This is a genomic window from Streptomyces sp. NPDC001980 (assembly GCF_040296885.1).
Classification (GTDB): domain Bacteria; phylum Actinomycetota; class Actinomycetes; order Streptomycetales; family Streptomycetaceae; genus Streptomyces.
In genome coordinates, this window is sequence record NZ_JBEOYD010000031.1 from 116,955 (window position 1) to 132,044 (window position 15,090).

The following is a 15,090-nucleotide window of genomic DNA, read 5'->3' on the forward strand; positions in this document are numbered from 1 at the left end:
GCGGCCGTCCCCCGGGGGGACGGCCGCCTTCCCGGCAGCGCTCGGACGGCTCAGACGGCCGAACCGGCCTTCCAGTCGGCCCAGTTCATGTTCCAGCCGTTGAGGCCGTTGTCGGGGGCCACGGTCTTGTCGCCGGTGTGGGAGACGACCACGACGTCACCGATGATCGAGTTGCTGTACATCCAGTAGGCGGGCGTGCTGGTGTCGTTGGCGCCCTTGGTGTCGGACAGGCCCACGCAGCCGTGGCTGGTGTTCACGGCGCCGAAGATGGACTTGGCGCCCCAGTAGTTGCCGTGCAGGAAGGTGCCGGAGCTGGTGAGGCGGATGGCGTGCGGCACGTCCTTGATGTCGTACTCGCCCTTGCCGTCGCTGTCGGTGAAGCCCACGGTCGCGCCGTTCATGCGCGTCTCCTTGAACTTCTCGGACATCACCATGATGCCGTTGTACGTCTTGTTGTCGGGCGAACCGGCGGAGATCGGGATGGTCTTGACGGTCTTGCCGTCCTGGGTGACCTTCATCTCCTTGGTCTGGGCGTCGACGTAGGAGACCTGGTTGCGGCCGATGTGGAAGGTGACCGTCTTCTGCTGCACGCCGTAGACCCCGGAGGTGCCCTCGACACCGTCGAGCGCCAGCTTCAGCGTGACGGTGGAGTTCTCCTTCCAGTAGTCCTCGGGGCGGCAGTCCATGCGCTGGGTGGAGAACCAGTGGCAGGCGACCTCCTGGCCGCTGCTGGAGGTGACCGTGACGCCCTTCTGGACGGCTGCCTTGTTCGTGATCTGCTTGTCGAAGTTGATCGACACGGGCATGCCGACGCCGACGGTCGAGCCGTCCTCCGGGGTGAAGGTGCCTATGAAGCTGTTGGTCGGCGAGACCGTGGTGAAGGAGGCGTTCTCGTGCGCGACCAGGCCGGCGGAGTCCTTGGCCTCGGCGGCGACCTTGTAGGTGGTGGACCGCTCCAGCTGGGCGGAGGGCTTCCAGCTGGTCTTGTCGGCGGACAGCGCGCCGGCGACCGCGGTGCCGTCGGCGGTGGTCATGGTGACGCCGGTGAGCGTGCCCTTGCTGACGGTGACGGCCGCGGAGTTGTTGATCGACGCGTTGGACGAGCCGTCCTTGGGCGTGATGGTGATGTCGGCCTTCGACGACTTCTTGGCCGCGGCCTCGTCCGCCTGGGCCTGCGAGCTCTGGCCGCCGCCGGACGCCTTGTCGTCGCTGCCGGAACACGCCGTGAGCACCAGAACACCGCCGAGCAGTGCGGACGCGGCCACCAGGCCCTTGCGCCGCTTACTGTCCGTCATCACACGCTTCTCCATCGTTGCCGAGTCCGCGAACACACCGAGAGCCCCCGTCAAGAACCTTCAACGCTACGGCGGCGTCGCCCCGTTCCACATTCCTCGGATCTGTGGGGCACACCACGTCCACAGGGGCGGCCGGTGCGGAAGGGACCGGTCCGCGCGCCCTCTGAGACGACGAAACCCCGGGCGGCGGTTGCCGCCCGGGGTCACCGGTTCCCCGGATCGCTCAGCCGATGCCGCCCTCTTCGTCGTCGCCCTCGGCATCATCCTCGTCGAGATCCCAGTCCGGCGAATCGGGATCGTAGGAAATCCGCTCGCTGGACCAGGAGGCCTGCTGGAGCTCGATCCCGGGCACCTCGCTGACCAGGTCGAACGGATCGACGAGATAGGCGAGCGCCTCGGCGGTGTCTTCCGTCACAGCGACCTCGGCCTGGGTCCGCTCCTCGCCGGGCAGGTCGGGATCCCCGGCGATCCGGCGCAGCGCGGCCTTGGTGAGCCCGTCGGCGTCCTCCACCTCGAGGACCAGCTCCACCCGAAGCCGTACAAAACGTGATGTCTCTGGAGTGCTCATGGCGGGAGCGTACGACCGAAACCTCCCGTGACTTTCCCGTGACCCGCGATTTTCACTAACATCTGCCCACACGGCCAATTCGCCAGCGTCACAAGGGGATCGATATTCCGTGTCATCCGCTCGCCGCCCGTTGCTGACCGCCACCGCCGCAGGCACGCTCCTGTGCGCGCTGTGGTTCGTCCCGTCCGCCCACGCGTCGCAGGACGCCCCGGCGAGAACCGGCACGTCGGAGAGTACGGCGACCCGGGTCACCCAGCAGGCGAGGGCGCTGTCCGAGGCCACGTCCGAGGCGACCGGGGACGCCACCCACCTCGCCGACACCGGCAGCCCGGACACCACGCCGTACGTCGTCGGCGGCACCCTTTTCCTCGCCGTCGGCGCGGGCTTCGTGGTCTATTCGGTCCGCCGGGAACGCCTGGAGTTTTAAATAACTTGACCACTCTTTGACCGGGGACTCACAGTCCTCCCATGAAGAGATCATCGGGCGTGCGGACCTGCGCCCTCGCCGTCGGCGGCGCGCTGTCCCTCGCCCTCATCACGGGCTGCTCCGACGGGAGTTCCACGGACACCTCGGGCACCGCGCGGGAGGCGTCCGCCGTCAAGGCGCTGAGTACCGCCGAGTTGAAGCAGCGGATCCTCGCACAGGGCGAGGTGGACGGCTACAAGGTCAACGCGATCGGCGAGGCCGCGCCGACCCGGAGCACCATCAAGTCCAGCGACGAGAAGTGCCGCCCGCTGGCCTACGTCCTCACCGGCCTCGCCCCGGCCGACCCGGCGACCGAGATCGGCCGCACGGTACGCGAGGACAAGAAGGACCCCACCGACGACGCGACCTCCCTCGACGACATGGCCGACGGCAAGTTCGAGAGCGCGCTCAAGGACTCCCTGAACCTGGACGTCACCTCCCTCGACCTGTCGTCGTACGACGGCGACGGCGCCCAGCAGGCCCTGCAAGCCGTCTCGACCGCTCTCAAGACCTGCACCACGGGCTTCACGGGCGGCGCCTCCGGCGACGAACAGAAGGTCACGAAGGTCGCACCGGCCAAGGCGTCCGGATCGGGCGACGAGTCGATCGCCTTCACCGCCACCACCGACATGGACGGCGACAAGGGCCCGCTGCACGCGGAGGTGGTCCGCTACGGCAACACGGTCGCCACGTACTTCACGATGAACATCGGCGCGATGATGACCGGCAAGACGTACACGGTGCCACCGGCAGTGATCAAGGCCCAGTCGGCGAAGCTGGGGTAGACGCGCAGTTCCCCGCGCCCCGGTGGGGGCGCGGGGAACTGCGCATCCTGGGGGCGCGGGGCTGTGCCGATATGCGGCTACCGCCGCGTGGGCGCGCTCAGCCCCCACGCACCCGCGGCCAGCCGGCTACCGCAGCGCCCCGGTCACCTTCTCCGCCGCCGCGACAACTCCTCCGCCCCGCACGAACTCCTCCGCCGCGGCGAGGTCGGGAGCCAGGAACCGGTCGGGCCCAGGCCCCTGCACCCCCGCGGAGCGCACCGCCTCGATCACGGCCCGGGACGCCGGCGCCGGCGCCAGTCCCTCCCGCAACTCGACGGCCCGGGTGGCCGCATACAGCTCGACGGCGATGATCCGCGTCAGATTGCCCACGGCCGTCCGCAGCTTGCGCGCGGCCGACCACCCCATCGACACGTGGTCCTCCTGCATCGCCGAGGACGGGATCGAGTCGGCCGACGCCGGAACGGCAAGCCGCTTCAGCTCGCTGACCAGCGCCGCCTGCGTGTACTGGGCGATCATCAGCCCCGAGTCGACACCCGCGTCGTCGGCCAGGAACGGCGGCAGCCCGTGGCTGCGGTTCTTGTCCAGCAGCCGGTCCGTCCGCCGCTCCGCGATGGACCCGAGGTCGGCCACGGCGATGGCGAGGAAGTCGAGGACGTAGGCGACCGGCGCCCCGTGGAAGTTGCCGTTCGACTCCACCCGCCCGTCGGGCAGGACGACCGGGTTGTCGACGGCCGACGCCAGCTCCCGCTCCGCGACCAGGCGGGCGTGCGCGAGCGTGTCCCGCCCGGCCCCGGCCACCTGCGGAGCACACCGCACCGAGTACGCGTCCTGGACGCGCGGCGCGTCGTCCTGGTGGTGCCCGGTCAGCTGGGAACCCTGGAGCACGGCGAGCATGTTGGCGGCGCTGTCGCCCTGCCCCGGGTGCGGCCGGATGGCGTGCAGCTCGGGCGCGAGCACCTTGTCCGTCCCGAGCAGTGCCTCAAGGCTCAACGCGGCGGTGACGTCGGCCGACTTGTAGAGCATGTCCAGGTCGGCGAGGGCCATGACCAGCATGCCGAGCATGCCGTCGGTGCCGTTGAGGAGGGCCAGCCCCTCCTTCTCGCGCAGTTCGACGGGGGCGATCCCGTGCTCGGCGAGCAGCTCGCCGGCGGGCCGTACGACCCCGTCGGGGCCCTCTGCGTCGCCCTCGCCCATGAGCGTGAGGGCGCAGTGGGACAGCGGGGCCAGGTCCCCGGAGCAGCCCAGGGAGCCGTACTCGTGCACGACCGGGGTGATGCCGGCGTTCAGCACGTCGGCCATGGTCTGGGCGACCTCGGGACGCACACCGGTGTGTCCGGAGCAGACGGTCTTCAGCCGCAGGAACATCAGGGCCCGTACGACCTCGCGCTCCACCCGGGGCCCCATGCCGGCCGCGTGCGAACGGACGATGTTGCGCTGCAGCTGGGCCCGCAGCTCCGGACTGATGTGCCGGGTCGCCAGGGCACCGAAGCCGGTGCTGACGCCGTAGACCGGGTCCGGCTTGGCCGCCAGCGCGTCCACGATCTCGCGGGCCGCCGCGAGGGCCGCGACCGCCTCCGCGGACAGTTCGATCCGGGCGCCGCCGCGCGCCACGGCGAGAACGTCGGACGCGGTGACACCGGACGTCCCCACCACCACAGTGTGCATATCCATATTCAGGAGCGTACGCAGTGAATGCAGGCGCTGTCACTACTGGGGCATGGGGTTGCCCCTTACTTGTACGTCACAGCTCGCATGTCACAGTCCCCGGCGCCCGCGGAAGCTCCGCCGCTCGGCCCGCTCCGGCGGCGGCGCGTCGGCCAGCCGCACCACGGGATCGTCCGGCCCCTCCCGCCCGGCCACCACCGGCCGCTCGGCGCGCAGCGCCTTGGCCCGGTACTGGGCCGCGTCGGCGAGCCGGAACAGCCGACGCCCCGAGCGCACCGACCCGATCGGGTCGGCGGTCGAGGCGACCCCGCACGCGACCCCCTCGCCCAGCTCCAACTCCCCCGCCCGGCGGCAGAGTTCGCCGGCCGCCTTGACCACCTCGTCGGCCGGCGGGCCGACCGCCAGCAGGCAGAACTCGTCCCCGCCGAGCCGCGCGGCCAGCGCACCCGGAAGCATCGCCCCGCACAGCGACAGCACCGAGCCGAAGCGTTCGAGGAGACGGTCGCCGACGGCGTGCCCACAGGTGTCGTTGACCTTCTTCAGCCCGTTGAGGTCGCAGACGACGAGGCTGACCACGGCCCCCTCCGCGCGGTGCTGCTCGACCGCCTCGTCGAGGCGTACGTCGACGGCACGGCGGTTGGCGAGCCCGGTGAGGGCGTCGGTGTACGCGAGCCGGCGGGCCTCCTCAAGACGCTCGGTCTGCGCGATCCCGGCGGCGACGACCGAGGCGAGGACGGTGGCGAAGTCGGCGTCGGCGCGGTCGAAGACGGGGGCGCGGACGGCCCGGGCCACGTACAGCTCTCCCCAGGCCCTGCCGTGCAGCACGATCGGGGCGACCAGGCAACAGCCGCGGCCCCGGCGGCGCAGGGCGGCGACGCGTTGGTGGGAGTAGCCGGGGCGGCCGGCGGCGGGCCCCTCGGCCGTCTCGACCCAGGCGTTGGGGCCGCCGCCGCCCGCCCAGCGTTCATGGAGGAACTCGGTGATCTCCGGGAACTGGTGCACCGGATAGGCCTCGGCCTCCGGGAACTCCTCCTCGTCCGGGGCGCGCTCCCCGACGTTCACGAGGACCCGGAGCCGGCCGAGCTCGCGCTCCCAGACGGAGAGCGCGGCGAAGCTGCCGTCCAGCGCACGGCAGGCGCCGGCGGCGGCGGCGCACCAGCACTCGTGTGGGGTGTGAGCCGCGGCCATGCCCTGAGCCAGCGCCACGACGGCGGCGAGCCGGATGTCCTCACCCATCACTCCAGGTTAGGGATGATCCGGTTCATTCGGGACATTGGTGCGGCGAACAGGTGTTGCGGGGCGGATGCATCGTCGCGGGCCGCGGGCCGGTGGGGGCCGATCACTCCCCCGGCCACTCCGGCCGACGCTTCTCGTTGAACGCAGCGACCCCCTCCGCCCGGTCCCCCGAGAACGCCACCGTCCGCCACGCCGCGTCCTCGACCTCAAGGCCCGTCCGCAGATCCAGCCCGTGCCCCAGCCGCAACGCCTGCTTCGCCGCCCGCAGCCCCACCGGCGAGTTCGCCGCCATCCGCGCCGCCAGCGCCAGCGCCGCCTCCCGGTCCCGCCCCGCCTCCACCAGCTCGTCGACCAGGCCCAGCGCACGCGCCTCCGGCGCCTCCACCCGCCGCGCCGAGAAGATCAGCTCGGCCGCGCGGGCCGCGCCCACCCGGCGCGGCAGCAGCTGCGTGCCACCGCCGCCCGGGATCACGCCCACCGACACCTCGGGCAGGCCCACCACGGCCGTACCGTCGGCCACGATCACGTCGCAGGACAGGGCCAGTTCGAAGCCCCCGCCCAGCGCGTAGCCGTGCACGGCGGCGATCGTCGGCATCGGCAGCTCCAGCACGCCGGTGTACGCCCCGCGCGACAGCGGCCGCGACCGGAGCAGCTCCGCGTCGGTCATCGCGTTGCGCTCCTTCAGGTCGGCACCGACGCAGAACGCCCGCTCGTGCGAGGAGGTCAGCACGACCACCCGGGCGTCCCGGTCGGTGCTCAGCGCGGCGCACGCGGCGACGATCGAGCGGGCCATCGCCGTCGACACCGCGTTCATCGCCTTGGGCCGGTCCAGCACGAGTTCCGCGACGTGCCCGTGCCGCCGTACCAGCACGAACTCCCCGTACCGCTCCTCGCTCATGTCAGTCACCCTCCGCTCGACCCGGCTACGGGTTAACGCCTGTTAACTCACCGATCATCGCAGCCGGGGCGGGCCGGAGGAAAGGGGCACCGACCGGTCGCGGACACCCTCGTTCGAGTGACATCCCGGGAGATCCCCGACGCACGCCCCACGGGAGCGCATAACGTGCGCTCGCCACGGCGCATCGGGGGCGCGCAGCGGGGAGGGAAGCTCATGACAGGAATGTCGGCAGCCAGTCGCCGGGGACGGCACCGCAAGCCCCGGCCCCGCAAGCTGCTGTTCGCCGCCGGAGGGCTGGCGCTGGCCGCCGGTGCGCTCAGCCTCGTACGGATCACGTCGGGCGGCGGCGGTGTCGGCGCGCCCGGCACGGCGGAGGCGGAGCCCCGCCTCGATCCGACCGCCGACGCCACGGACCGCTCCGCGAACGCGGCCGCCACCGTCGGTACGGTCCTCAGGGCGACGCCCTCGGCGGCCACCGTCATGGGCGGCGAGAGCACGGCACCGACGGCCACCGCAACCCGTACGGCCGCCGCGTCACCGTCCTCCGCCTCGCCCACCGCACTGCCGGGCACCGGGAGCGGGACGGTGCCGACCACCATCCCGACGGCCCCGCCCCGGCCGACGAGCACTCCGTCGCCACCGGCCGCGAGCCCCTCACCCACCCCGACGCAGAAGCCCGGCGCACATCAGCCAGGCAGCGGGGTCTGCCTGCCGGTCGTCGGGCTGTGCGTGGGCCCGCTGGCGGCTACGGCTCCCCGTCCCGCCGGGTGAGCAACCACGGCTCCACGACCCCCAGGCCACGCACCGGACGCTGCCACATCGGCTGCAGCGCGAAGCGGTACACCGGGGGCTCCTCGCCCTCCTTCTCGGCGGTCGCCGCCTCCTCCGCGGCGGCCGCCTCCGAGGCCGGCGCCTCCCCCACCCGGATCAGCTCCTCCGCGAACGCGCTGTCGACGAGCACGGCGTCGCGCGGGGCTATCGAGGTGAGGCGGGAGGCGAGGTTCACGGTCGTACCGAAGACATCGCCCATTCGGGTGGTCACCGTGCCGAAGGCCATGCCGACCCGCAGCTCCGGCATCGTCTCGTCGTGCGCCATGGTCTCCACCAGGCGCAGCGCGATGTCGGCGGCGATACCGGCGTCGTCGGCGGCGTACAGGACCTCGTCGCCGAGGGTCTTGATGAGCCGGCCGCCGCGGGCCGCCACCAGGTCGGCGGCGGTGGTCTCGAAGGCCTCGACCAGCTCGCCGAGTTCCTCCTCCTCCATGCGCCGGGTCAGCCGGGTGAACCCCACCAGGTCGGCGAAGCCGACGGCGAGGCGGCGGTCGACCATCTCCTCGTCGTCGGTGGCCTGCACGACCCGGCCCGCCGAGGCGGCGAGCTGGCGGCGCCAGACGTAGACGAGGAACTCCTCCAGCTCGGGCAGGAGCAGTTCGACGATCGGGTACGTGACCTCGGTGCGGGTCATGCCCGGCTCCGGCGGCTCGGTCAGGCCCTCCAGGAAGGAATCCATCTGCCACTCGGCCAGACGGGCGGTGGTCTGCCCCGTGGACCGTGCCACCTGCACGGCCATGGCCTCGCTGAGCAGCCCCGCCTCGACGAGACCGGCGAGCCGGCGCAGGGCCAGCACGTCGGCCTCCGTCAGCGCCTTGGCCTGCCCGATGTCGGCGAAGCCCATCGCCCGCCAGAACCGCGACGCCAGCTCCATGGAGACACCCGCGCTGCGGGCCGCCTGGAAGGGGGTGTAGCGGCGCTCGGCCCCGAGGATCAGGCCTTCGAGACGCAGCGCGAGGGGGTCCTCGCCGGAGTCGGCGGCGTCCGCGCCCGCGCCGGAGCCCGTGTCGTCGACGGTCACGCCTGCTGCCCTTCCGATCTACCGCGGTCGCATACCGACCAGGCTCAACTCTACGGCAGCTGTGCGGTAGCTCACTTCGTGAGGTAAGCCGACATCGGGGGTGAGAGGTCGAGTTTCAGGTGCGGGTGAGTGGGGGCTGATCGCGCAGTTCCCCACGCCCCTGACGGGGCGCTTCACAGCTACCCGGCTGCGCCCACCCGCACCGCACTCACGCAGCCCGCAGATGCACGATGTCCCCCGCCCCCACCGGCTCCTGCACCCCTTCCTTCGTGGCGATCACCAGCCTCCCGTCGCCGTCGATCGCCACCGCCTCCCCGACCAGCGCCCGGTCCCCGGGCAGCTCCGCCCGCACCGTCCGCCCCAGCGTCGCGCAGCCCGCCGCGTACGCCTCCTGGAGCCCGCTCACGCCCGGATCGCCGCCCGCCTCGCGCCAGCGCCCGTACCAGTCCTCCAGGGACCGCAGGACGGCCCTCAGCAGCGTCTCCCGGTCCGTGCTCACCGCCCCGGCCAGCGCCAGCGAACCGGCCTGCGGCACCGGCAGCTCCGCCGCGCGGAGCGTGACGTTGATGCCGACGCCGACCACCACCCCGTCCTCGCCGGCCCGCTCCGCGAGAATGCCCCCCGCCTTGCGCTCCTCGTCACCGACGGTGACGAGGAGGTCGTTCGGCCACTTGAGCGCCGTGTCGACGCCCGCACCCCGCGCCAGCCCCGTCGCCACCGCCACCCCCGTGAGCAGCGGCAGCCACCCCCAGCGGGCCACCGGCACCTCGGCCGGCTTCAGCAGCACCGAGAAGAACAGGCCCGAGCGCGGCGGCGCCGTCCACTGCCGGTCCAGCCGCCCCCGCCCCGCCGTCTGCTCCTCGGCGACCAGCACCGCACCCTCGTCGGCGTCCCCCGCGACGGCCCGGGCCACGAGGTCGGAATTGGTGGAGCCGGTACGGCCCACGACCTCGATGTCGCAGTACAGGCCCCCGTGCCCGCCGTCCCGCACCAGGGCCCTGCGCAGCCCGGTCCCGTTCAGCGGTGGACGGTCCAGGTCGGACCAACGATTGTTGTTCGCATCTGCTGCGTCTCGCGGCGTCATGCAAGCCACCCTAGGTGTGTTGTACGCCGCACTGCCGTTTGGTAGGCGCCCCACTACGCTACGGATGAGTAACCGTCCCCCCTTTTGAGCAGGCAGGGAGCCGCATCCCGATGTCCGAGCCGGAAGAGATCGACATTCACACGACCGCGGGGAAGCTCGCGGATCTCCAGCGCCGTGTCCACGAAGCGACACACGCCGGTTCGGAGCGCGCCGTCGAAAAGCAGCACTCCAAGGGCAAGCTGACGGCCCGTGAGCGGATCGAGCTGCTCCTCGACGAGGGCTCCTTCATCGAGCTGGACGAGTTCGCCCGGCACCGCTCCACCAACTTCGGCCTGGAGAAGAACCGCCCCTACGGGGACGGCGTCGTCACCGGGTACGGCACGGTCGACGGCCGGCCCGTCGCCGTCTTCTCGCAGGACTTCACCGTCTTCGGCGGCGCCCTCGGCGAGGTCTACGGCCAGAAGATCGTGAAGGTCATGGACTTCGCCCTGAAGACCGGCTGCCCGGTCATCGGCATCAACGACTCCGGCGGGGCCCGGATCCAGGAGGGGGTCGCCTCCCTCGGCGCGTACGGCGAGATCTTCCGCCGCAACACCCACGCGAGCGGCGTGATCCCGCAGATCTCGCTCGTCGTCGGCCCCTGCGCCGGCGGCGCCGTGTACTCCCCGGCCATCACCGACTTCACGGTCATGGTCGACCAGACGTCCCACATGTTCATCACAGGACCGGACGTCATCAAGACGGTCACCGGCGAGGACGTCGGCTTCGAGGAGCTGGGCGGCGCCCGGACCCACAACTCCGTCTCCGGCGTGGCCCACCACATGGCCGGCGACGAGAAGGACGCCGTCGAGTACGTCAAGCAGCTGCTGTCGTACCTGCCGTCCAACAACCTCTCCGAGCCCCCGGTCTTCCCCGAGGAGGCCGATCTCGCCGTCACCGACGAGGACCGCGAGCTGGACACCCTGGTCCCGGACAGCGCGAACCAGCCGTACGACATCCACACGGTGATCGAACACGTTCTCGACGACGGCGAGTTCTTCGAGACGCAGGCCCTGTTCGCCCCGAACATCGTCACCGGCTTCGGCCGCGTGGAGGGCCATCCGGTCGGCATCGTCGCCAACCAGCCGATGCAGTTCGCCGGCTGCCTCGACATCAAGGCGAGCGAGAAGGCCTCCCGCTTCGTCCGCACCTGCGACGCCTTCAACGTCCCGGTCATCACCTTCGTCGACGTCCCCGGCTTCCTGCCCGGCGTCGACCAGGAGCACGACGGCATCATCCGCCGCGGCGCCAAGCTGATCTACGCCTACGCCGAGGCCACCGTCCCCCTCATCACCGTCATCACCCGCAAGGCCTTCGGCGGCGCCTACGACGTCATGGGCTCCAAGCACCTGGGCGCCGACCTCAACCTCGCCTGGCCCACCGCCCAGATCGCCGTCATGGGCGCCCAGGGCGCCGTCAACATCCTGCACCGCCGCACCATCGCGGAGGCGGAGAGCTCAGGAGCGGGTGAGGCCACCCGGGCGCAGCTCATCCAGGAGTACGAGGACACCCTCCTCAACCCCTACACGGCGGCCGAACGCGGCTACATCGACGCCGTCATCATGCCGTCGGACACCCGCCGCCACGTCGTACGGGGCCTGCGCCAGCTCCGTACCAAGCGCGAGTCCCTGCCCCCGAAGAAGCACGGCAACATCCCCCTCTAAGGAGCCGCTGTGACGATCAAGGTCATACGGGGCAACCCGACCCCGGAGGAGCTGGCCGCCGCACTGGCGGTCGTAAGGGCACGCGCGGCCGCCCTGGCAGCCGCCCCACCCGGCACCCCGCCGGCAACGAGCGCCTGGTCCGACCCGAGCCGCATCGCCCAGCAACGACTGCCCCAGCCGAGCCCGGGCGCGTGGACGCGTACCTACTGGCCGAGCTGACGCCAAAAGAGCAGGGGCGCCGGGGGTGCCCCCGGCCGAAGGCCGGGGGAGGAACCGCGCACAGAAGTGCAACCCCGGGCTCCGATTTGAGTACCCCTACTCAGGCGCCGCCCCCCGGCCAAGCCCCACGCTGGTGACATGCTGTGGTCGGACCCCGAAGACGAGCCGCCGAAGGACCTGCAGGACATGCAGAGAACCCTCCGGCGGCTCGGCGTCTTCCTGGCCCTGGTCATGGTCCTGCTGATGATCGTGCTCGGCGTGAGGTGAGCAACCCTCTGTCGGCCCCCACCGATACGCTGCCCCCATGCGCAGACTCGTCCTCGCCTCCCAGTCCCCCGCCCGGCTGAACCTCCTGCGCCAGGCGGGCCTCGCCCCCGAGGTGATCGTCAGCGGCGTCGACGAGGACGCCGTCACCGCCCCCACCCCGGCCGACCTCGCCCTCGCCCTCGCGGAGGCGAAGGCGTCCGTGGTCGCCGCCCGCCCGGACGTCCAGGGCGCGATCGTCATCGGCTGCGACTCCGTGCTGGACCTCGACGGCCAGGCCCTCGGCAAGCCGGCCGACGCCGAGGAGGCCACCGCCCGCTGGAAGTCGATGCGCGGCCGGGCCGGCACCCTGCAGACCGGGCACTGCGTCTGGGACACGGCGAGCAAGCGCTGGGTGTCGGCGACCGCGTCCACGGTCGTACGGTTCGGCGAGCCCACCGACGAGGAGATCGCCGCCTACGTCGCCACGGGCGAACCCCTCTACGTGGCGGGAGCGTTCACCCTGGACGGCCGCAGCGCGCCGTTCGTCGAGGGCATCGACGGCGACCACGGCAACGTGATCGGCATCAGCCTGCCCCTGATCCGCCGGCTGCTGGCGGAGCTCGGCATCGGCATCACGGAGTTGTGGGCGCCGGTGGAGTGAACGGCCCCGCGGGCGGCGTGTCGTTCTTCGCCTCCGCCCCCGGCCCCGGTTCCGGTTCCGGGGCGCTCGCGGGTCCGGAACCCTCCTCGCCCCCGCCGCCGGCCGCCGTCCCGGGCCCACCGGCCCCGTCCACCTGGTCGTACGTCATCAGCAGCAGTACGACGAGCGCGAGGACGACCACCATGAAGAGGAACGCCCGCCAGCCCATCAGCCCCCACGACACGGCACCCAGGAGGGCGTGCACGACCGCCACGCTGATCAGCAGCACCCGGCCGAGGCCCGCGGGCGGCCGGTTGCGCACGGCGACCAGCAGGGCCACCAGGCCGCACAGCGCGAAGTAGAGGCCGAAGACCACGGCGCCGGCCTTCGCGGACACCGACATCTTGTCCGGGTCGAGGCCGGCCAGGGACATGTCCTGGCGGTCGACGACCACCCCCATGAACCAGTTGAGCGCGGCGATGCCGAATCCCTCGGCGAAGAGTATGACGGCCACGATCCACGCCACCGGTCTGCGCACCACCGGTCCCCACCCACTTTCGTTCACGGCCCGAACCGAGCCGGTGTTACTTGAAGTACGTTCAAGACATCGCGAACGCTACTAACGGGTAAACCGCGGGACAAGGGTCCGGTCGGCAGCAAAGAAACGTTGGGCCATTCGTAGGGACTCAACAAAGAAACGGAGTGGGGCGCGGCACGCTCTCACAGAGACCTTGACCACATGACGGAGCTAGGGTTTCCCGAAGGAGTCCTGCGTACCGAGGTGCGACAAGGGATTTCCCGGGTCGGGTGAGCCTCGCATCACGCTCCGTGTGGGCAAGGTCACCATTGGGGACGGGTCGAAGTGCCGTGTCGGCAGTCCCTAAACTCGGCTTGTTTCAAGGAGGGAGCCTCAATCGTGCGCAAGGTGCTCATCGCCAACCGTGGCGAAATCGCTGTCCGCGTGGCCCGGGCCTGCCGGGACGCCGGGATCGCGAGCGTGGCCGTCTACGCGGAACCGGACCGGGACGCTCTGCATGTCCGCGCCGCGGATGAGGCGTTCGCCCTGGGCGGTGACACCCCGGCCACCAGCTACCTGGACATCTCCAAGGTCCTGAACGCCGCCCGCGAAGCCGGTGCGGATGCCGTCCACCCCGGTTACGGGTTCCTCTCCGAGAACGCCGAGTTCGCACAGGCGGTCCTGGACGCGGGCCTGACCTGGATCGGCCCGCCGCCGCAGGCCATCCGCGACCTGGGCGACAAGGTGGCGGCCCGGCACATCGCCCAGCGCGCCGGTGCCCCGCTGGTGGCCGGCACCCCGGACCCGGTCTCGGGCGCCGACGAGGTCGTGGCGTTCGCCGAGGAGCACGGCCTGCCGATCGCCATCAAGGCGGCGTTCGGCGGCGGCGGGCGCGGCCTGAAGGTCGCCCGCACCCTCGAAGAGGTCCCGGAGCTGTACGACTCCGCCGTCCGTGAGGCGGTGGCCGCCTTCGGCCGCGGCGAGTGCTTCGTCGAGCGCTACCTGGACCGCCCCCGGCACGTGGAGACCCAGTGCCTGGCCGACACCCACGGCAACGTGGTGGTCGTCTCCACCCGTGACTGCTCGCTCCAGCGCCGCCACCAGAAGCTCGTCGAGGAGGCCCCCGCGCCGTTCCTCTCCCAGGCCCAGGTCGCCGAGCTGTACCGCGCCTCCAAGGCCATCCTCAAGGAGGCCGGCTACGTCGGCGCGGGCACCTGCGAGTTCCTGGTCGGCCAGGACGGCACGATCTCCTTCCTGGAGGTCAACACCCGCCTCCAGGTGGAGCACCCGGTGACCGAGGAGGTCGCCGGCATCGACCTGGTCCGCGAGATGTTCCGGATCGCCGACGGCGAGGCCCTCGGCTACGACGACCCCGAGCTGCGCGGTCACTCGTTCGAGTTCCGTATCAACGGCGAGGACCCGGGCCGCAACTTCCTGCCCGCGCCCGGCACGGTCACCCGCTTCGACGCCCCCTCCGGCCCCGGCGTCCGCCTGGACGCGGGCGTGGAGGCCGGCAGCGTGATCGGCCCCGCCTGGGACTCCCTGCTCGCCAAGCTGATCGTCACCGGCCGCACCCGCGCGGAGGCCCTCCAGCGGGCCGCCCGCGCCCTGGACGAGTTCCAGGCCGAGGGCATGGCCACGGCGATCCCGTTCCACCGCGTCGTCGTCCGCGACCCGGCGTTCGCCCCCGAGCTGACCGGCTCCGCCGACCCGTTCACGGTCCACACCCGCTGGATCGAGACCGAGTTCGTCAACGAGATCAAGCCCTTCGCCGCCCCGGCCGACACCGAGGCCGAGGACGACAAGGACCGCGAGACGATCGTCGTCGAGGTCGGCGGCAAGCGCCTGGAGGTCTCCCTCCCGGCGTCCCTGGGCATGACCCTGGCCCGCACCGGCCTCGCCGCCGGCGCCAAGCC

At 71.8% G+C, this 15,090-nt stretch carries 16 protein-coding genes; 8 read left to right on the forward strand and 8 right to left on the reverse strand.

The window, feature by feature from the left end:
* Nucleotides 1-50: 50 nt before the first annotated feature.
* Nucleotides 51-1,295: a L,D-transpeptidase gene (locus ABT137_RS36360; protein WP_351715415.1), complete on the reverse strand. Its 1,245-nt coding sequence runs from the start codon at nt 1,293-1,295 to the stop codon at nt 51-53.
* Between the two features lie 223 nt (nt 1,296-1,518).
* On the reverse strand, nt 1,519-1,863 hold the full coding sequence (locus tag ABT137_RS36365) for a hypothetical protein (protein WP_351715416.1): 345 nt from the start codon (nt 1,861-1,863) through the stop codon (nt 1,519-1,521).
* Between the two features lie 109 nt (nt 1,864-1,972).
* Here ABT137_RS36365 and ABT137_RS36370 point away from each other — a divergent pair, with 109 nt between their 5' ends.
* Together ABT137_RS36370 and ABT137_RS36375 are read left to right on the forward strand one after the other, a co-directional pair.
* On the forward strand, nt 1,973-2,290 hold the full coding sequence (locus ABT137_RS36370) for an LAETG motif-containing sortase-dependent surface protein (protein ID WP_093499425.1): 318 nt from the start codon (nt 1,973-1,975) through the stop codon (nt 2,288-2,290).
* Nucleotides 2,291-2,331: 41 nt separating this feature from the next.
* The gene (locus ABT137_RS36375; RefSeq protein WP_351715417.1) at nt 2,332-3,114 is read left to right on the forward strand and encodes a hypothetical protein; all 783 of its coding nucleotides are present in this window, start codon (nt 2,332-2,334) and stop codon (nt 3,112-3,114) included.
* 126 nt (nt 3,115-3,240) lie between these two features.
* On the opposite strand, the gene hutH is transcribed toward ABT137_RS36375, so the two are convergent.
* From hutH to ABT137_RS36390, 3 genes are all read right to left on the reverse strand, one after another.
* Nucleotides 3,241-4,779: a histidine ammonia-lyase gene (gene hutH, locus ABT137_RS36380; protein ID WP_351715436.1), complete on the reverse strand. Its 1,539-nt coding sequence runs from the start codon at nt 4,777-4,779 to the stop codon at nt 3,241-3,243.
* Between the two features lie 90 nt (nt 4,780-4,869).
* A complete protein-coding gene (locus ABT137_RS36385) occupies nt 4,870-6,015 on the reverse strand; it encodes a GGDEF domain-containing protein (RefSeq protein ID WP_351715418.1) in 1,146 nt (381 codons plus the stop codon).
* Between the two features lie 103 nt (nt 6,016-6,118).
* Nucleotides 6,119-6,913, reverse strand: a complete 795-nt coding sequence (locus ABT137_RS36390) for an enoyl-CoA hydratase/isomerase family protein (RefSeq protein WP_351715419.1) — start codon at nt 6,911-6,913, stop codon at nt 6,119-6,121.
* A 222-nt stretch (nt 6,914-7,135) separates the two neighbouring features.
* Between ABT137_RS36390 and ABT137_RS36395 the strand changes: the two genes are divergently transcribed.
* Nucleotides 7,136-7,684 carry a hypothetical protein gene (locus ABT137_RS36395; RefSeq protein ID WP_351715420.1) on the forward strand — a complete coding sequence of 183 codons (549 nt, stop codon included), beginning with the start codon at nt 7,136-7,138 and terminating at the stop codon, nt 7,682-7,684.
* On the opposite strand, the gene ABT137_RS36400 is transcribed toward ABT137_RS36395, so the two are convergent.
* Together ABT137_RS36400 and ABT137_RS36405 are read right to left on the reverse strand one after the other, a co-directional pair.
* On the reverse strand, nt 7,659-8,765 hold the full coding sequence (locus ABT137_RS36400; RefSeq protein ID WP_351715421.1) for an adenylate/guanylate cyclase domain-containing protein: 1,107 nt from the start codon (nt 8,763-8,765) through the stop codon (nt 7,659-7,661). The two genes, ABT137_RS36395 and ABT137_RS36400, sit on opposite strands and share 26 nt — an antisense overlap.
* A 208-nt stretch (nt 8,766-8,973) precedes the next feature.
* Nucleotides 8,974-9,849, reverse strand: a complete 876-nt coding sequence (locus tag ABT137_RS36405) for a biotin--[acetyl-CoA-carboxylase] ligase (protein WP_351715422.1) — start codon at nt 9,847-9,849, stop codon at nt 8,974-8,976.
* Nucleotides 9,850-9,959: 110 nt separating this feature from the next.
* Between ABT137_RS36405 and ABT137_RS36410 the strand changes: the two genes are divergently transcribed.
* The 4 genes from ABT137_RS36410 (at nt 9,960) to ABT137_RS36425 (ending at nt 12,678) form a co-directional block, all read left to right on the forward strand.
* On the forward strand, nt 9,960-11,552 hold the full coding sequence (locus ABT137_RS36410; RefSeq protein ID WP_351715423.1) for an acyl-CoA carboxylase subunit beta: 1,593 nt from the start codon (nt 9,960-9,962) through the stop codon (nt 11,550-11,552).
* Nucleotides 11,553-11,561: 9 nt separating this feature from the next.
* The gene (locus tag ABT137_RS36415) at nt 11,562-11,771 is read left to right on the forward strand and encodes an acyl-CoA carboxylase epsilon subunit (protein WP_351715424.1); all 210 of its coding nucleotides are present in this window, start codon (nt 11,562-11,564) and stop codon (nt 11,769-11,771) included.
* 138 nt (nt 11,772-11,909) lie between these two features.
* Nucleotides 11,910-12,038: a morphogenic membrane protein MmpB gene (gene mmpB / locus ABT137_RS36420; protein WP_351715426.1), complete on the forward strand. Its 129-nt coding sequence runs from the start codon at nt 11,910-11,912 to the stop codon at nt 12,036-12,038.
* A 37-nt stretch (nt 12,039-12,075) separates the two neighbouring features.
* Nucleotides 12,076-12,678, forward strand: coding sequence for a Maf family protein (locus tag ABT137_RS36425; RefSeq protein ID WP_351715427.1), 603 nt, complete (start codon nt 12,076-12,078; stop codon nt 12,676-12,678).
* Here ABT137_RS36425 and ABT137_RS36430 read toward each other — a convergent pair.
* Nucleotides 12,650-13,198, reverse strand: a complete 549-nt coding sequence (locus ABT137_RS36430; protein ID WP_351715437.1) for a hypothetical protein — start codon at nt 13,196-13,198, stop codon at nt 12,650-12,652. The genes ABT137_RS36425 and ABT137_RS36430 overlap by 29 nt on opposite strands.
* Nucleotides 13,199-13,573: 375 nt before the next feature.
* Between ABT137_RS36430 and ABT137_RS36435 the strand changes: the two genes are divergently transcribed.
* Nucleotides 13,574-15,090, forward strand: a 1,517-nt coding sequence (locus ABT137_RS36435) for an acetyl-CoA carboxylase biotin carboxylase subunit (protein WP_351715429.1), incomplete at its 3' end; no start/stop codon positions are given.